Source organism: Mesonia sp. K4-1, assembly GCF_008017825.1.
Taxonomy (GTDB): Bacteria; Bacteroidota; Bacteroidia; order Flavobacteriales; family Flavobacteriaceae; genus Mesonia.
The window spans coordinates 1-18776 of the sequence record NZ_VRLS01000094.1 but is presented as its reverse complement, the minus strand read 5'-3'; the positions used below and the strand labels follow the sequence as shown (position 1 = coordinate 18776).

Annotated in this window: 13 protein-coding genes; 9 read left to right on the top strand and 4 right to left on the bottom strand. The window is 34.4% G+C overall.

Features of this window, described 5'->3' with window-relative positions; translation table 11 throughout:
- The first annotated feature begins 196 nt into the window (after positions 1-196).
- Genes FT986_RS16240 through FT986_RS15000 form a run of 3 tightly spaced genes read left to right on the top strand, consistent with a single transcriptional unit; the run spans position 197 to position 2642 of the window.
- Positions 197-1039: a hypothetical protein gene (locus FT986_RS16240; RefSeq protein ID WP_255505997.1), complete on the top strand. Its 843-nt coding sequence runs from the start codon at positions 197-199 to the stop codon at positions 1037-1039.
- Between the two features lie 55 nt (positions 1040-1094).
- Positions 1095-1382: a helix-turn-helix domain-containing protein gene (locus FT986_RS15005; protein ID WP_147865753.1), complete on the top strand. Its 288-nt coding sequence runs from the start codon at positions 1095-1097 to the stop codon at positions 1380-1382.
- Positions 1383-1385: 3 nt separating this feature from the next.
- Positions 1386-2642 (top strand): type II toxin-antitoxin system HipA family toxin, encoded by a 1257-nt coding sequence (locus FT986_RS15000; RefSeq protein WP_147865752.1) that lies wholly within the window; start codon positions 1386-1388, stop codon positions 2640-2642.
- Positions 2643-2796: 154 nt separating this feature from the next.
- Here the strand turns inward: FT986_RS15000 and FT986_RS14995 are convergent, their stop codons facing one another.
- Complete coding sequence (locus tag FT986_RS14995) at positions 2797-4632, bottom strand: S41 family peptidase (protein WP_187248652.1); 1836 nt, start codon at positions 4630-4632, stop codon at positions 2797-2799.
- Between the two features lie 161 nt (positions 4633-4793).
- Between FT986_RS14995 and FT986_RS14990 the strand changes: the two genes are divergently transcribed.
- From FT986_RS14990 to FT986_RS14970, 5 genes are all read left to right on the top strand, one after another.
- Positions 4794-5804, top strand: coding sequence for a sensor histidine kinase (locus FT986_RS14990; protein WP_147865750.1), 1011 nt, complete (start codon positions 4794-4796; stop codon positions 5802-5804).
- A complete protein-coding gene (locus tag FT986_RS14985) occupies positions 5805-6506 on the top strand; it encodes a LytTR family DNA-binding domain-containing protein (protein ID WP_147865749.1) in 702 nt (233 codons plus the stop codon).
- 376 nt (positions 6507-6882) lie between these two features.
- Entirely contained in the window at positions 6883-7470 is a 588-nt protein-coding gene (locus FT986_RS14980) for a phage tail protein (RefSeq protein ID WP_147865748.1), read from the top strand.
- 82 nt (positions 7471-7552) lie between these two features.
- Positions 7553-8689 (top strand): ABC transporter substrate-binding protein, encoded by a 1137-nt coding sequence (locus FT986_RS14975; RefSeq protein ID WP_147865747.1) that lies wholly within the window; start codon positions 7553-7555, stop codon positions 8687-8689.
- A 16-nt stretch (positions 8690-8705) separates the two neighbouring features.
- On the top strand, positions 8706-13652 hold the full coding sequence (locus tag FT986_RS14970; RefSeq protein ID WP_147865746.1) for a T9SS type A sorting domain-containing protein: 4947 nt from the start codon (positions 8706-8708) through the stop codon (positions 13650-13652).
- A 235-nt stretch (positions 13653-13887) separates the two neighbouring features.
- Here the strand turns inward: FT986_RS14970 and FT986_RS14965 are convergent, their stop codons facing one another.
- The gene (locus FT986_RS14965) at positions 13888-14520 is read right to left on the bottom strand and encodes a sensor histidine kinase (protein ID WP_187248651.1); all 633 of its coding nucleotides are present in this window, start codon (positions 14518-14520) and stop codon (positions 13888-13890) included.
- 784 nt (positions 14521-15304) lie between these two features.
- Positions 15305-15664, bottom strand: coding sequence for a hypothetical protein (locus FT986_RS14960; RefSeq protein WP_147865744.1), 360 nt, complete (start codon positions 15662-15664; stop codon positions 15305-15307).
- 84 nt (positions 15665-15748) lie between these two features.
- On the opposite strand from FT986_RS14960, the gene FT986_RS14955 reads away from it, so the two are divergent.
- Entirely contained in the window at positions 15749-16432 is a 684-nt protein-coding gene (locus FT986_RS14955) for a response regulator transcription factor (RefSeq protein ID WP_147865743.1), read from the top strand.
- A 121-nt stretch (positions 16433-16553) separates the two neighbouring features.
- On the opposite strand, the gene FT986_RS14950 is transcribed toward FT986_RS14955, so the two are convergent.
- Positions 16554-18047, bottom strand: a complete 1494-nt coding sequence (locus FT986_RS14950; RefSeq protein WP_147865742.1) for a right-handed parallel beta-helix repeat-containing protein — start codon at positions 18045-18047, stop codon at positions 16554-16556.
- Positions 18048-18776: the final 729 nt, after the last annotated feature.

The following is an 18776-nucleotide window of genomic DNA, read 5'->3' as shown; positions in this document are numbered from 1 at the left end:
CGAAGAAAAGCAAATTATTCTTGAACCTGATTGAGAAATCAAAGAAAGAGAATATTCTGTTGATTCCTGAAATACGACAGTACTGGGCAGATGACGGAAGCAATCAACTGGTTATATCACAATTGGAAAAAAAGTGGCTTGAAAGTCTATCTTCTGGATGATGTTGAAATAGTTGAAAAGCCGAAAGAGCCAACAAATGAAGCAATTAAAAATAGAATATCAACATTATGACCTTTCTGATGACGAGCTTGAAAAAAAGTTACAAGCAGCAATTCAGGATTATGAAGAAACATTGGAAACATACTTTTCAGCTCACGAAAATGGTTTCGTAATAGGTATAAAGTTTCATCCCGAAACGTACAGGCACAAAGAAATCTTTTTGAAGATTGTTGAGAAGAACAAATCTGAAAACTTAACATATTCAGCACCATTGGCAGAAAGAAAAATGGCTGATTGTTCCCCTAAAGAACAAATCGTTAAAATCAAAGAAAGGGAAATCCGTAAGGTGCAGATTGAGAACAATAAGCAGTTTGAAGAAGTTGTCCAGATGATTAGAGAAACGAAATACATTGATACCAAAAAAGCACTTTCGGTAGATGAAATGGTGGCATTTTCGTTGACGCTATATGAGAACAATGTGGACTATGTTGGAAGACAAAGATTTTTTTCAAAATTATTGGGCAATACATCCAAGATGACCGATGTGAAAATTGTCGAGAATTTCAAAAAGAAATTCAAAAAAGAAATCTTTCATAAGCTGATACGGTATATCCTCACAAAGCAAGTGCATTTTGGCGATAACAATCACGTAAATAACTTGACGAACATTTCATTCTATAATGCAATGCAAGGATATTATAAGACCAAAATTGCCAAGATTGAAGAAGAATATGAAGAAAAGAGAAAGAAGCGTGAAACACGTTTGAAAGAGCGAATAGAAAGTCTTGAAAAGCAAATTCAGGAATTGAACGATAAGCTTTTGTTGTTTGAAGGAAGGGTCAGCATTCGTGCTGGCTCTTCTTTTTATTGTAATTCGTAGTAAACGTCGCTTATTTATAACAAAAAACGTATATTTGTCGTTAATGAGCGACATAATGAATTCTAAAAAAGCAATACTTCTTCCCAAATATCAGAAGATATTTGATGGAATAGGCGAAAATATCAAGCTTGCGCGAAAACGTAGAAAATTGACTGCTGAGCAGGTTGCAGAACGCGCAGGTATACATCGTGCTACTTTGCATCGTGTAGAGAAAGGCGATCCAACTGTCGCAATAGGTATCTATTTTAATATCCTTAAGGTGTTAAATCTTGAGAGTGATTTTTCAAAAATAGCATTGGATGATGAATTCGGTCGTAAACTACAAGATTTAGATTTACTATAGGTTATGGCTCAGGGAAAATTTGATATTTACGTATATGCCGATTGGATAGGATTAGATGGTCCTTTGGAAATAGGTGTCCTATCTGCTCATTTTGCGAAAGCGAAAAAAGCATTCAGTTTTGAATATAACAAGGAATGGCTAGAAAAGGGTTTGTACCAATTGCTTGATCCAGATATTTCATTTTATTCAGGGCCTCAATTTCCAGCCGACAAAGAAAACTTCGGGATATTCTTGGACAGTATGCCAGATACTTGGGGTAAGACCTTGATGAAACGTCGTGAGGCACAGGATGCCAGAGCTAGAAACGAGAAGGCAAAAACGCTTTATGAAATGGATTATCTTCTTGGTGTATACGACGAGAGTCGAATGGGTGCATTACGCTTTAAGACCGATCCAGATGGCTCATTTTTAGATAATGATGACCAAAGCCCAACACCACCTTGGTCATCCCTTGGCGATTTACAGGAAGCGGTTAACCAATTGGAAAGTGATACGCAAAACGATGCCATACGCCAATGGATAGCTGTACTTATTGCACCAGGCTCTTCTTTGGGTGGCGCACGTCCAAAAGCGAATATTTTGGATAATGATGAAAACCTATGGATTGCAAAATTTCCCTCAAAAACAGATACGATAGATAAAGCTGCTTGGGAATTTCTGACTTATAAACTTGCGATTAGCTGTGGTATCGAAATGGCAGAATCAAAAATTGAAATGATAGCTGGACAATATCACACTTTTCTTACTAAAAGATTTGACCGCGAAAATGGTGGTCGCATCCATTTTGCATCTGCAATGACAATGACTGGAAACACGGAAGAAACATTAAAGTCTTTATCGCCGAGCTATTTGGATATTGTTGATGTGATTGAGAATTACGGAACCAATGTAGAAGAAAATTTGCATCAATTGTGGCGAAGAATAGTTTTTAATATTACAGTATCAAATACTGACGACCATCTGCGGAACCACGGTTTTATTATTAATGAAAAAGGTTGGGAACTTTCCCCAGCGTACGATTTAAACCCTTCAATTGAAAAAGTCGGATTGGCTCTCAATATAGATACAGATGATAATGCGCTTGATTTTAAACTTGCAAAAAGTGTAGGGGAGTTTTTCCGCTTAAGCGAAAACGAAATGGACGCCATTATTGAAGAAATCATTAATGTGGTCAAAGATTGGAAATCGGTTGCCAAACAAATAGGTATTTCCAATAAGGAACAACTCTTAATGGAACCAGCATTTAAAACTGAAATTTAGAATGGATCACTACGAAAGCGAGAATGTCAAGAACGTTCGGAAAACAATAAATCTAAAAGTTTGTCCGGTAGCTCAAACTGGATTTTTTAAATAATTCTAGAAAATTGTTAGTCAAGGTATTTATATATACCTAATTTACCAGTCCACTTGAAAACTAACTTTTATTAATTATTTCAACTAATTTAATTAGTTGATTGTCAATGCCATTCAATACTTGTTTTTCGTCAGCCTGAATAGCTATATCTGGAATTGTCCCATTTCCATCCAAGGTTTTTCCATTTCTTTGAAATGATAGCATAGTGGATATTTTCACTCGAATATTTGAATTGTTTAGGTGAAATTTTTTGGAATTCCCACTGGAGCCATCTGTTGTTTGTCCTACAATCTTCACGTTTGGTAAATTTTTAAATGCGCTTGTAAAGACCGATGCTGCACTGAAACTACGTTCATTTACTAAGATATATACTGGATGTGGGTATGGTTTTTTTCCGTGGTTTAAAACCATATAATAGGGATTGCTAAATTTGGACACATCAAATGCTTGTTGAAGCCTGAAGTTGTTACGGAAGAGATTTATTGCTTTTTTGTCGATGTCAGTTAATCTCTCAGAATTATAATTAAATAAATAACGTCCGCTCATTGATTCCTCATCACCAAGAATATCCTCATCCGTTCTCAAATAAGCGACATTGGCAACCCAAGGTGATTGTTCAGGTTGAACAATATAACCTGCAAATGTTTGAAGAATTTCTCTTGTGCCACCAGAATTATTTCTAATGTCAATTATTAATGCTTTGGTATTGGAAAAATTTCTCAACGTATTCTCAATATAATTTTCGAGACCTTCGACCTCTTCATAAGCGAACATTTTGGGAATACTGATATATCCTATATTACTTTCTAGTGTCGTGCTCAGATTCTCAAAGTTACCCTTTTCAGTTTTCTTTATGAGAAGAAAATGTTCCCGGAGCAATGTGGAATAATATCCTTTTTTATCTGTAGTTAATTGAAATGTTTCTGATTTTTCATTTTTGCCATCACTAAAAACCACCTGCACACTATCGGGACATGAATTATTATTTTTGAATAATAATGCTCCATAGTTTTGTACTGCATTACTGCCTTGCGAAATTTTTGCTTGGGGTGGAGCCTTTTTGTCGTTATAATTATAGTCGCTCAGGAGGGTTTTTATAGCTATTCCATTAATGCTTTTAATATTGGGGTGGGAATCATATAAAAAGGTATAATTCTCATCTTTTAAATCTTGTGTTGTTGCCACTATTTTTCTGTTGATGGTAGTGATTCCAAAAGGGAGCTTTAAATTATAGGCTTTGTTCGTTAACAAATTGAAAGCCTCATTTTTTACGGAGGAGTGCCTATCCCCAATTTCTGACATAATTTTGCTTAATTCATTTGCAAACTCATTTAGATCTAGGTCATTTTCTTTACTTACAATCGTATTCCTCAATTCTGCTATAGCTGATTTATAATCAAACCTTGAAAGTTGAGCATAAGAGGACCTGTTTTTTAAGATTTCTTCAAATTGATTTAAATCCAATAAAGCTTCTGTGGTTGAGAGTTTTTTAGGAAATTTAGAGGCTATTATGGCTTTATTGTAACGGAGCGAAAGCTGTCTGTTTTCAAAAGTAAATGTTCCTGTACTTGTTTGTGAGACACCATTTTTAGAAAGTTGTAAACTCACATTTATATGAGGATGATATCCTAACCGTTTCAATACTTCCACAAGGTCTTCGGAAAAACGTTTTTTCCAATTGTCGTCGTACTCCGTTTTACAAAAATCTAAAATATCCTTTTTGCTGAAATGTTCTAATTTTTCAAAATAATACCATTCATTCTCAAATCTTACAATGGGTTGCCCTTCCTTCCATTTTACAGCAGTAAAAGGGGATACTTTTTCTAGTTCCAATTTTTGACCAACTACAATTAAGGAAGAAAAACATAACATCGCCAGTATAGCACAGGTTCTCATACTTATCATTTTAATGTGAATATGCATCAAACATAATTTAATTAGAGTTTCTCTGAAAATGAGATAGACAAACACTAGAAGCGAATCGACGAACCTATCTTTATTATCGACTTAACAGCATTTCATTTCTCTATATTTACCATATATATTAAAAACATAGAATGTTGAAACTATCAAACAAGAGCATACAGTTTATTAAAACTACTTTCAATGTGACCTTTATAGCTATTATCTCAATTGAATTGCTAAGAGAAGCCTTTTTATCAATTCCATATGATTGGCTTTTCTTTTTGACAAGTGATGCTATAGAGAATTTTGTATTCGTTTTAATGGCTTATGGACTATATTATTATGTGTTTAAATTAAATAGTATCTGGAAAAAAATAGGCTTCGTAGTTCTTTTTATTTTTTTACTTATAGGATTGGCATCGCTCAAAGACTTCAGGATACACAACAGGATCGAGTTTGAACAATCCTTTGAATACTTTACGAGCTTTTTGGGAAAATTGCTTTTATTTTATTTGGGTATTTATTTCATCAACCGTTTAGCGTTTCTGAATCAATATAAAAAGTTAAAAAAAGAATTGAATCAGGCTAAAGAACAAATACTTCGGAATCAATTACATCCCCATTTCTTATTTAATGCCTTCAACTCTTTGTATAGTTTATCTTTAAAGAATCATCCAGAGACTTCCGATTATATCTTAAAACTATCCAGTATGATGCGTTATTTAACCGATGAAACCCATCTTAGAAAAGTACGGTTAAATAGAGAAATAGATTTTATCAAGAAATATATAGATATTGAGAAAATGCGATTTGGTAAAGACGCTTCTATCCAACTGATTACTGACGAAAATGTACATGGGGAGGTTTTAATCGCTCCTTTTCTTTTAATCATACTGGTGGAAAATGCTTTTAAACATGGTTTTTACACCAATTCAAAGGATGCATTTGTTAAAATTAAGGTAAATATTGAAAATGATGAACTCTTTTTTTTTGTAGAGAACAGTATTTTTAAAAAACAGCATTTCCAAGAAAGCAATCGTGAAGGAAAAGGACTTGAAAACTTAAGACAACGTTTGCTCTTATTATACCCCAAACACTCAAGTATAAAAATCACTAATACTGGAGAAACCCACACCGCACAACTCAAAATATCACTAACCTAGATGTATTTATATAAAACCATAATTATTGACGATGAACCTTTGGCTATTGATGTGATTGTACTTCATTTAAGTAGGTTCTCTAATTTTAAGGTGATTAAAACATTTACAGATTCGGTTGAAGCGTTTAATTATCTAAAAGGAGGAGATGAAGTCGATATTGTTTTTACGGATATAGCAATGCCTGAAATTTCTGGAATAGAACTGGTAAAACTTTCTAAGGATATGACGAAATTTATCATGACTACTTCCTATAGTGAATATGCTGTTGAAGGTTTTGATCTGGGAGTGGTGGATTATTTACTCAAGCCCATTTCATTTGAACGTTTTAGTAAAGCCATGAACCGTTTTGAAAATTTAGAGAATAATGGTAGTCCAAAAACACATGAACCCTCATTCTTTGTAAAGGAAGGTGATGAGTTTATTAAGGTTTTAGTAAAGGATATCGATTATATTGAGGGATTGAAAGATTATGCTAAAATTTTTACCGGGAACAATTATTGTTTAGCGCTAAAAACATTGAAATCGATAGAAACCTTATTAGGCCCTTATCAATTTATGAGAATACATAAATCCTATATTGTTCCTGTAACTAAAATAAGACAATACAATAGAAAATGTGTGCTCATCAATAATATAGAAATACCAGTGGGTACCAGTTACCGGGAAACTTTAAAGGCTTATTTAAATGATAATAAATTATAATCTAATTCCTGCTTTCATCTATGTTTAATATTAAACTTGTTTTAAAATCAAGTTTGTTACCATAAAACTAACAGCTGTTCAAAAGTAAGAAATATAGCATCTAAAAAAACTTAACTTGAATATAGAATTTGATGAAATTTTTAAAATAATATTATATTTTGGAACGAATGTTTAAGCCAATTATAGTATAGCTTATTTAAAATAACTCAAAGGAGATAATGCTATATTACCCTTTTAAGTATAAATACCTGTATTTGTCTAAATAGAGAATAGGATTGTTTTTTTTTTAAAATTCATAATATATTTGAATGTAATAATTCATTTGTTTTTAGTCATTTAAGAAAAAACAAAATAATTTTAACCAAATACTATTCTTATGGAACCACTTATTGGACAAATTCAACCTTTTGGATTTAATTTTGCCCCTCGGGGATGGGCATTGTGCGATGGTCAATTACTCGCTATATCTGCTAATACGGCACTGTTTTCATTGTTGGGAACAACCTATGGAGGCGATGGAAGAACTACTTTTGCGCTACCGGATTTAAGGGGAAGATCTATGGTACATGTAGGCCATGGCCCAGGACTAAATACGGTATCTTGGGGTGAAAGAGGAGGGGCTGAAAATGCATATGTTACTATTGCAAATATGCCTTCTCATAACCACATGTTAGTAGATGGTCTTGCTAATGTAAATACCCAAACAGTTATTAACACAGGAACAGGTGGGGATACAAACGAACCTGATTCTGGAAACAATGTATTTGGTTCTAACGGAGGGTTTCCCAATATATATAGTGAACCCCCAATAACAGAAGATTCGGTAGGGGGAGTTACTTCTAGAAGTATTGTAAGTGGTTCAACTACAAATAGCGGAGGGAATATTCCCTTACAGACTCGTAGCCCATTTTTAGGAGTTTATGTTTGTATAGCAATAACTGGTATTTTTCCTTCGAGACAGTAAACTTTAAGAATTAACGATTATTATTGCATAGAGAGAGGAGAACATCTAATTTTTCCTCTCATTTTTATTTAAATTAAGAAGTATGATGGATTTACCATTAAAATTAGGCATATTATATTTGCAATCTTCTCAATATTCTGCAATATCTCAAGATTTTATTAGAGGTATAAAACTAAATAATCTGCCTGTTCAATATTATATGGAAAGTATTGATATCGGAATTAATGATCGTCAAGTAATTGAAAAGATTCAAAAACTAAATTTTCAAGAAGAAATTAGTTTAATAATAGCTTTTTTAGGTCATCACAATACAAAAAATATTTACAGTTATGCAGAAGACAATAATATAATTCTTATTGTATCCAATTTAGGAGCAAATATCCCATATAAATTAGAGAAGCACAAAGGGGTTTACATTAATTCCTATGGGCTAAATGAGGCCTGTTATTCATTAGGTAAGTATTTTGCCCAACAGGGTATGAAAAATATAGTTAGTTCTTCTTCTTATTATGACGCTGGTTATGGAATACTTGAAGCTATAGAAATGGGTTTAAAGGAAAAACAAATGAGTTTTTTGGGACATTACATTACTCCTTTTAATCCGCGTGAGAACGAAGCGGAAATAATGCAACAAGTTATACAGAGCCATGACGGAAAAACTGTTTTTGCCTTTCATAGTGGTCTCTTCGCTGAAGAACATGGTGACTTTATACAACAAACAAATCTTTTAGATAATACAGAATATTATTTTACCCCATTTTCGATAAAAGAAAATTTACCCTTAAACAATACGAGTCAAGTCTATATAATAGGATCATGGATAGAAAATGAGGAGAATTCTGAAGATGATTTTATAAAAAATTATAAAAAGACCTATGATGGAGAACACCCAACAATATTTGCCATGCTAGGATATGAAAACGGCTTAATAATAAAAAAAATATATAATTCTAAAAGAAAACTATTACAATCAGATATTTGTACAACCATAGAGAATCTTTCAATAGATGGGCCCAGGGGAAGTGTTTTCTTTAATCAGAATACTAATCATACCGTATTCAATCATTATATATATGAAATTTTCATTAATGAAAATCAAAAAAAATCTATTAAAAAATCAAGAATACTTAAAAATGAGGGTTGTTTTTTTGAAAGAGCCATGGGTATGGAACAAACCAATCAGACTGGAGGTTGGCAGAACGCTTATTTATGCCATTAACTAAAATCAATTAATTATGAAACAAAAATTACTTTTTTTAATTTTATTGCTTTCGTGTTGTACCTGGGTACAAGACATTCAAGGACAAACATTATCTGCTGGGGATATAGCCATGGTAGGCTATCATACTGATGTAGATGATGGCTTTACTTTTATAGCTTTAACGGATATACCCGCAAGCGAAGTTATTTACTTTACAGATAAAGGCTGGAAGGCAGAATTTGCTACCTGGTATGGAAATACGGAAGATCATATTGTCTGGACAGCACCAGGCGGAGGCTTGCCATTAGGCACTATAGTCTCAATTATAGAAACTGCCAGCGATACCTTTACGGTTACTCAGGGAACAGCAGTTCTATCTGGATTAGATACTGGCTTTAGTCTGCTAGGTGGAGACAGTATTTTGGCTTATCAATCCTCATCTGGCGCTGAACCGGCTAGCCCAACTTTTATTGCAGGGATATATGGAGATGATAATTATTTGCATACTTCTGGGTGTGACGATGCCGGTGGTTGGCATAGTTGTTTTACTTGTACTCATATTAGTGGAGACTGTACTTCAACAAGCACAAGTACTTCGGGTATTCCCGCAGGTTTAACAAACGGCGTAAATGCTATAGCTTTGTTCCCCTCTTTACCAGAACAGGATAATGCTAAATATACAGGAACATTTACAGGAAGTGCTTCAACTATAAGAGCATTAATAAATGACCCTGCTAATTGGACTTTTAGTGATAGCCCTGTTAATATTCAAGCATCAGCATATCCTGCAACCAGCATAACACCAGATGCACCTGCATGTATCATGACAGCTGCTATAACATCGCAAACCAATATTTCTTGTAACGGGGGATCTACAGGCTCTCTTACCGTAACCGCAACTAATGGAGATTCAAATTATAGCTATGTTTGGACTAAAAATTCTACTACTATTGCCTCTTCATCAGGATCAACTTCAAATAGCAATACGATAAGCGGACTTACAGCAGGTACCTACCAAGTAACTATAACCGATAGTAATGGCTGTACAACTACCGCCTCGGCAACGGTAACCGAACCAACAACATTAAATGTTACTCCAGCCTCGCAAACCAACATAGCTTGTAATGGAGGTGCAACAGGGGCAGCGACAGTAAATGCAGCAACTGGAGGAGCCGGAGGATATACTTACAACTGGACGCCAGGAAATCCAACAGGTGATGGTACTACATCTGTTTCGGGACTGAGCGCAGGAACGTGGACTTGTACCGTAACCGATAACAACGGATGTACCGATGCACAGTCTTTCACTATAACACAACCTGCAAATATTTTATCAGCCAATGCATTAGCAGGAAATGTAAGCTGTAACGGAGGTAACAACGGAACAGTTGACTTAACCGTAACAGGCGGAACTGCTCCTTATACTTATGCTTGGAACAATACCGCTACGACAGAAGATATGATCGGGCTTACAGCCGGAACATATTCAGTAACGATAACCGATGCCAATGGATGTACTGCTACAGAATCGGTAGATGTACTGGAACCAACGGTACTTTCAGCCAATGCGGTAGCAGGAAATGTAAGCTGTAACGGAGGTAACAACGGAACAATTGACTTAACCGTAACAGGTGGAACTGCTCCTTATACTTATACTTGGAACAACACGGCTACAACCGAAGATATGATCGGGCTTACAACCGGAACATATAGTGTAATAGTAACCGATGCCAATGGATGTACAGCTACAGAATCTGTAGATGTATTGCAACCAGCCGCCCTAGTGGCCAATGGTACAGTTGACAGCAATGTATCTACCAATGGTGGAAGCAACGGAGCAGCAACAGTAACCGTAACAGGTGGAACTGCCCCGTACACTTATGCTTGGAGTAATACCGCAACAACTGCCTCAATAGCAGGGGTAATTGCCGGAACTTATAATGTAATAGTGACCGATGCCAATGGATGTACAGCTACCGCTTCGGTAACCATTACAGAGCCCACATGCAATTTTACTGCATCAATCACCGCGCAAACCAATGTATCATGTAACGGAAATGGTTCTGCAACTGTGACTGCTACAGGCGGAACATCTCCTTATACATATTCTTGGAGCAACGGTGCAAACACTGCTACAATAAATAATTTACCTGCAGGATCTTATACAGTTACCATAACCGATGATAACTCATGTACTACTACTGCAACTGCCGTTATAACTGCACCTGGAGCTCAAATTGTATGGGGAAGCGGATCAAATGACCCTAACGAGGATGCAAATGGGCGTTTCGCAAACCCTTTTAATACAACTGGTTCTTGGCAAGCTATAAGTGTATACGATGGGAATGGAACTCCTGGAAATGCATTTTGGACACAAGGGGCTGTATCGCAAGGAGCATATTATGGATCATCAGTAGGTATCACTTCTCCTTCTTATACTGATGGAGCGGCTCTCTTTGATTCTGATTTTATGGATAATGCAGGAGTTCAAGGAGCTTTTGGATTAGGTACTTCACCTTCTCCTCATAGCGGACGATTGATATCTCCATCTTTTGATCTTTCTGGATTTAACGGTGAACAGTTATATATTGACCTTTATTTATTTTATAGAGATTTTCAGATTTCTGAATTATCTGTCGGCTATTCTAATGATGGAGGTGTTACTTGGACAGATGTTAGTATTCTACAAGGGACATCTAACGGTACTATATTTAATACAACAAAATTGACATATGAGTTAACTGGTTTGACTAATGTATCGGATCTAACAAATTGCAAATTACGCCTTACGTTTGACGGAGACTATTATTTTGCCATCGTTGATGATGTAACCATCCGAACAGCTGAATATGAAGATTTATCTTCTACAATTACCTCACAAATTAATATAAACTGTAATGGCGGGACTGATGGAGCAGCTACCGCAAGCGCAACAGGCGGAACAGCACCATACTCATACTTATGGAGCAACGCAGCAACAACAGCTTCAATAGCAGGAGTGACTGCTGGAACTTATAATGTTACAATAACAGACGGTAACGGATGTACCGATACAGCAAGTGTAACAATTACTGAACCGGCCGCACTAATAACTTCTACGATAATTGATGAAAATGTAACTTGTAATGGAGCTAATGATGGCGAAGCTACCGCAAATGCTACAGGCGGAACTGCGCCTTACACATACTTATGGAGTAACGCTGCGACAACTGCCTCAATAACAGGTGTTGCAGCAGGGACCTATAATGTAACAATAACAGACGATAATGGATGTACTGTAACAGCAAGTGCAATAATTACTGAGCCAACAGATTTAACAACTAATGCAATTGCTACCGATGTTTTTTGTAATGGGGGATCTGATGGTACAGTTGATTTAACCGTAACTGGGGGAACTGCTCCTTATACTTATGTTTGGAACAACACAGCGACAACCGAAGATATGACAGGGCTTACCGCGGGAACTTATGATGTGACCGTGACCGATGCCAATGGATGTACAACAACCGCTTCTGCAACGGTAACCGAACCTACTGCGCTTTCTGCAAGTGCTACAATTACCAATGTTTCTTGTAATGGAGGAAGTGACGGGTCAATTGATTTAACCGTGACTGGAGGAACTGCTCCTTATACTTATGTATGGAACAACACAGCGACAACCGAAGATATGACAGGGCTTACCGCGGGAACTTATGATGTGACCGTGACCGATGCCAATGGATGTACAACAACCGCTTCTGCAACGGTAACCGAACCTACTGCGCTTTCTGCTGCTACAATAGCTACCAATGTTTCTTGTAATGGAGGAAGTGACGGGACAGTTGATTTAACCGTGACTGGAGGAACTGCTCCTTATACTTATGCTTGGAGCAATACGGCAACGACCGAAGATATGACTGGACTTACCGCAGGAACTTACAACGTAACCGTAACCGATGCCAATGGGTGTACAACAACTGCTTCTGCAACGGTAACCGAACCTACTGCGCTTTCTGCTTCTGCAATAGCTACCGATGTTTCTTGTAACGCAGGAAATGATGGGACAGTAGATTTAACCGTGACCGGAGGAACTGCTCCTTATACTTATTCGTGGAGTAATACGGCAACGACCGAAGATCTTGCAGGACTTATGTCAGGAACTTATAATGTGACAGTGACTGATGCTAATGGGTGTACGACTGCGGCTTCTGCCACTATAATGATAGCTGATAATGAAGCTCCAACAGCTATATGTCAGGACATCACCATTTCACTAGACAGTACGGGTAATGTTACCATTACTGCCCAAGATGTTGACAATGGTTCAACTGATAATTGTAGTATAGCAGATTATCAAATAGATGTAAACACATTTGATTGTTCTATGATCGGGATGAACCAAGTTATCTTAACTGTAACTGATAATAACGGAAATGTTTCTACTTGTACTTCCACGGTGACCGTGGTGGACGATATGGGACCTATTATAGATTGTCTAGATGACCAGACCGTTATGGGCAACCCTAATGAAAATTTCTTTACCGTACCTGATTTTGTGGCAAACGGGGATGTATTTGCAATTGATAATTGTGATGGTACTATAACCAGTATTTCTCAAAACCCAGCAGTGGGCACTTTATTGAGCGAAGGTGAATATAATTTCACTTTTATAGCAACAGATCAATTAGGGAACACATCGGTTTGTGTTTCTGTTATCACAGTTGATACCGATTTAAAAGTGGATACAAATACCTTAAGTTTAAAATCCTTAAGCCTATTCCCGAATCCAGCAAGGAACCAAGTTATACTTGTCAATAAAGACCTTTTGGAAATGAAGGAAATGAACATTTATGACCTTCACGGAAGGCTTGTAAAGCATGTATCGCTTGTACAAATGAGCAATGAAAAGACGATAGATATTTCTAACCTCCAAGCAGCCGTTTATATAGTGATGCTAAAAGGTAAGAACGGACAGATTGTCAAACAGTTAATTAAAGAATAAATAGATATTTATTTAAATTTATATAAAAGCCTCCTGTTTTAGGAGGCTTTTACTTTTAACAGGTAGAAATACCTGATTTTATATAAATAGGATTAATGTTGATTGTGAAGAGTGGTCATTTGATTAATTTTGAAATAAGAAAGTATAAGTATATATAATTAAAACCAGCTAGGTTATTATCGAGTTGATTTCTTTGGGGGGAAAGAAAATCTTAACGACTATAATAGCTGGTTTTTTATTTTTCAGGAATTGAAAAATTGAAAGTTATACCTTTTTTTGGTTGTGATTTTAATTGAAAAGTTCCATCTAAAAAAAAGATTCGATTTTCAATATTTTTAAGACCAAGCCCTGATTTTTTTCGATTTAATTTCTGAGTTTTAAAACCTTTGCCATCATCCATATAAAAGAAATTGATCTTTGAATTTGTGTTTAAAATTTTTATTTCAATTTTATTAGCCTTACCGTGTTTGAGCGAATTATTTATCAATTCTTGAAATATTCTATAAATATGTAATTGTGCTGCAGAAGGAAGCAAATTCAGGTCATATTCATTTTTAAAATGAATGTTTAGAATATTGCTAAAATTGAAATCATCAATGAGTTCTTCTAAAGCTGCTTCTAAACCAAATTTCTCTAACATTGGAGGAAAAAGGTTGTGTGCAATTTTTCTTGAACTTTCATTGGCTTTAAAAATCAAGTTTAATAAATGCTGCTGAATTTTTTTTAAATCATTATGCTCAATTTTTGGTTTGTTGAGCAATTGTAAATCTAGAGCCATAAGGTTTAGTTGTGAGCTAATATCATCATGGAGTTCACCACCAATACGCTTACGTTCTTCTTCTTGAACCAATAAATTTTCTTCTAACAATTTCTTTTGATGAAATAGATCTAAGTTTTTTTTCTCTAACTCTTTTTGTATTATTTTCTTTTTGGAAAAGAAAAAAAATAAAATGAGAATAATACTTAGTACAACTAAGAAACACAATAAACTAAATAGGGTTACTTGAGACTCTTCTTCGAAAAATATAGTTCCCTCCATTGCCAAGAAATCAATAACTGATACCCCAAATATAATGAAGCATTTATAATCCATATATAATAATTCAAATCATTATTAATATTAATAATATCGGTAGCACTTATAAATATTATAGAACTACTTATTAAATATATCAATAGCCCTACTACTAAATATAAATAATCATTTTTTCTAGATAAAAGCTCATAAAGGTATATGATAGAATATCCAATTAATATAAGTGAGGTAATTAAAAAACCTATGGGGTTAAATTTATAGTATAAAGCAGGATAAAAAAAATACTGAAATATAATTAACGATAGAACCAATAGATTAATAATTGCAACTGATCTTTTTAAAGAGTTTAAATTTAACTCCTTAAACAAATAGAAGAAAAAGAAGCCAAGTAAAGAAAACCTGAATATTAAATAGTAGGTTGATAAAAAATGATTGTTTAACCCTAAATAAGCAAAGGCTTCCATGAGGCATTGAATGATCAAAGAAGTAATCAGGTAAAAAACAAGAACCTTATAAGTTTTAGAAGAGTTACGAAAACTTATAAGGTAAAGTATAACATTTAATAATAAGACACTCGTGCTTAGAGAGGATAATAAAGCATCAATACCCATTCATATTAATCATCTAGGGAATTAAGAGAACTGTCACGATCACACATATGAGGACAAGGTCTTGTAAAATCATAAACCTCACCTCTTAAGCCTTCTTCTCGATCTGGTAACATATCCTCATAAGTATCTGTTTCAGGATTATATTTGGTTCCCACAATCATTAATTTTTCTTCATTATTTTCATCTACACCTACATAAGCTCTTAATCCATCAACTTGTTCCATTAAAGTTTCAAGTATATCTTCTTTGGGAATAAAAAAAGCTTTTAAAAAATGATGCTTATTATAATTACCTTCTTCTTTTCTCCATTTTTTTGCCCAACTTTTTGCAGTTTGCAGTGGTATAGAATTTGTTTCTTTGCCCATAATTTTTTGATTAATAATTTCCTTAAATATACATTAAAAATTTAAAACTACTATATTTGGGTTATTAACCAATGTATTGAATAAATGATTCGCCTTGCCATTGCCGATGATGAAATATTATTTAGAAACGGTTTGGTTCGTATATTAGAAGATTATGAAAAATTTGAAATAGTTTATACAGTTGGGAGTGGAGATGAATTTTTAGAAAAATTTAAAACTAACCCTATTGTTCCTGATATATGTCTTCTTGATTTACGTATGAAAAGTATGGATGGCATAGAAACTACTAAGCATCTTAATAAATTATCTGCAGATGTTAAGATCATTATTCTAACATCGTATTATAGTCCAAGTTTTGTAAAATATATGGTAAAACTTGGAGTGAATGCTTTCTTACCTAAACTGATACAACCTGAAGAATTGAAATTAGCTATTGATACTGTATATGAAAAAGGGCTCTATCTTACACAAGACTTTGCAGATGCAATAAGAAGTAAGTCTCAACAATCCACAAGGCCCTTTTTTGAAATAAAAGAATACCTTACTAAAAAAGAAAAAGAAGTTCTTTATTGGATTTGTCATGGATTATCCAACCAAGAAATTTCCGATAAAGTATTCCGTTCTATTCGAACTATTGAAGGACATCGACAGCATATTTTAGACAAAACAGGCGCTAAAAATACGGCAGGGCTAGTTGTATATGCCCTTATGAACAATATTATTGATATGGATGAAAAATTTTTAAAAGAAAGTATGTTTTCTATTTAAGTATAAAGTTTAATAACTATAATATTTCTAAACGAAAAAAAATAATTTAAGTTATTAAACCCACTGTCCCGTTAATTATTTTTTCAACTCAACTTTTTTTAGCAAAATATTATATATAATCCTAAGTCTTTTTAATCATCGGATAGGTATTATTTTTCGCTCTATTTGTCAAGCTGACCTGTTGGTATTTGCCATTTGGTGATTCGGAACATTGATCCATGGAGAGGGTACGTGTAGCATTAGGTTGAACTAATATAAAAATTTCACCCCCATGACTCATCACTTCATTCCAATTAGAGTTAGTATGATACCACGTATCGAAACCTATCTGACAGTTATAAGTAGTACAATTGTTATATTTTACATTATTGGCAACTTCGTTAAATTCTGATCTAGGGTCAGGTGCCCAGCCAAAACCAATACCATAACCATAGGATGCAGAAGGTGTACCTTCTGCATCTGTTACAGTAACGTTATCTGCTACACAATCATTAAAAGTAATATTATTGCCCCAAGCACTAAATCCAGCACTTTGCAGGTCTTGTGGAATGATAGCCTTTATATCCTTAGCTTTACAATTGTTAATAATGATGTTACTACCATAGACTTCTAACCCTGTTGCTTTTGCCCCTGTATTTCTTGGAGTTACCCCATCGGTGATTTTTAGGGCTCTAAAATTATTAACCACCACGTTGGTATCTAAAAAAACAGACATGCCATGACAATCATCACAACATCCAGTCATGGATGTTGAGCTGCAATCATTAAACTCAAGTTGATCACAAAAAATAGGTACATAACCTATAACGGTATGACCCGTAGTCATAGTGATTCCTTGGTAATGAGATTGAAAATTTTCACAAGTACAATTCTGAGTAAGAATTTTAGTGCTTGATATATAACTAAAACCTTGTACACCGCCATCATTATTTAAGAATTTTTCCAACCTACAGTTTGATACCTTACCATCGTTAGATTTAATTACCTGAATACCCGCACAGGATGGAGCGGTTACAGATACATTTTGAACTATACTGTTTTGTATATAAAACCCATCTGTGCTTTCAATAAATATTCCGCAGGGAGTTAGATCTTTTTTTGAAGTTTCAATGTAGTTGATGTTGCCAATCGTAATATTATCTATTTTAATATCTAACGATTTGGAGATGTTTACTCCATAGTAAGAAACTTTATCAATGCTGCCATTCTGTATGACAATGTTTGTTGATTCTAAAACAGAAATCCCATTAAATTGCGCCCCATTATTATTTACAAATGTAGAAGGATTGACTGATAAAATAAATTGATTGAGATCAAGAGTTACATTGTCGGCATTGATAGTGATTGCTGTACAGGAATTATTGGGACTCCAAATGATATCATTTCCAAATTTATATTCACCTGAAACATCTATAATTATTCCTTCTGGGGGGATATTTGTAATTATATACTCCTTTAGTGAACTTGGAGTTTTTATAGAACTTAAGTTTGAATTTACTTTACTAAGGTTTGATAAGAGTTCAGTGTTACGGTTTTTTAACTCCGAATTTAAAGATGAAAAAAAATCATGTAAAAATATGCTTTTAATTTTTTCGGAAAGGTTAGCTAGATTCATATCGATATAATATTATTATTGAATAATTTAATATTTTTAGAAAGTTATGCGAATTTAATCTTTAAAAAAACAGTATAAATACTTGAATTTTAGATGGATATTTACTCAATTGCTTATTCCTCGTCTATATAACTATAGTAGATAGGGATGTCTCAATTTTTCTAACTATTTAAGAGATAATCTTGTAAACTTGAGGCAATAACTTGTAGTCAATAGAGATATTATTTTAGGAAAGAATATTAGATTCAACTTTCCATAAATTTTACTAACAAAGGTTTTAATCCCTCGTTCCACTACGCTACAAAAAATATGTTCTTGAGCGAGAACCTGAGTCACCTCCACGAAATCCCTGCCATAGTAGGTTTTTTATTTTAACTTTTAAAGTTAACTACATATTAAAATGAACGTATCTCATGAGGGATACTTCCTCTTATGTCTCATCAAAATAATGAAGGCTAAACCCTATTAACTCCTATGCTTTAATAGGGTTTATGAGGTTGCCATTTATCTTATAATTATTTTAAGAGAATAGATCTTATGCAGAAGCGGTATGATTTATTGAGCGATCAGTTTTTTTAACCAGATGTGCCAAATAGAAACTTGTTTAGTATAAAAGCGGTTGATACAACTCTTCATGGGAATCCCATTCTTTCATTTTACTTCGCTTCCGGTTGTACTTTCAATTTCACGTTTCCATTTACTTCCCGTACCGTAGCTGTACCACCCTTT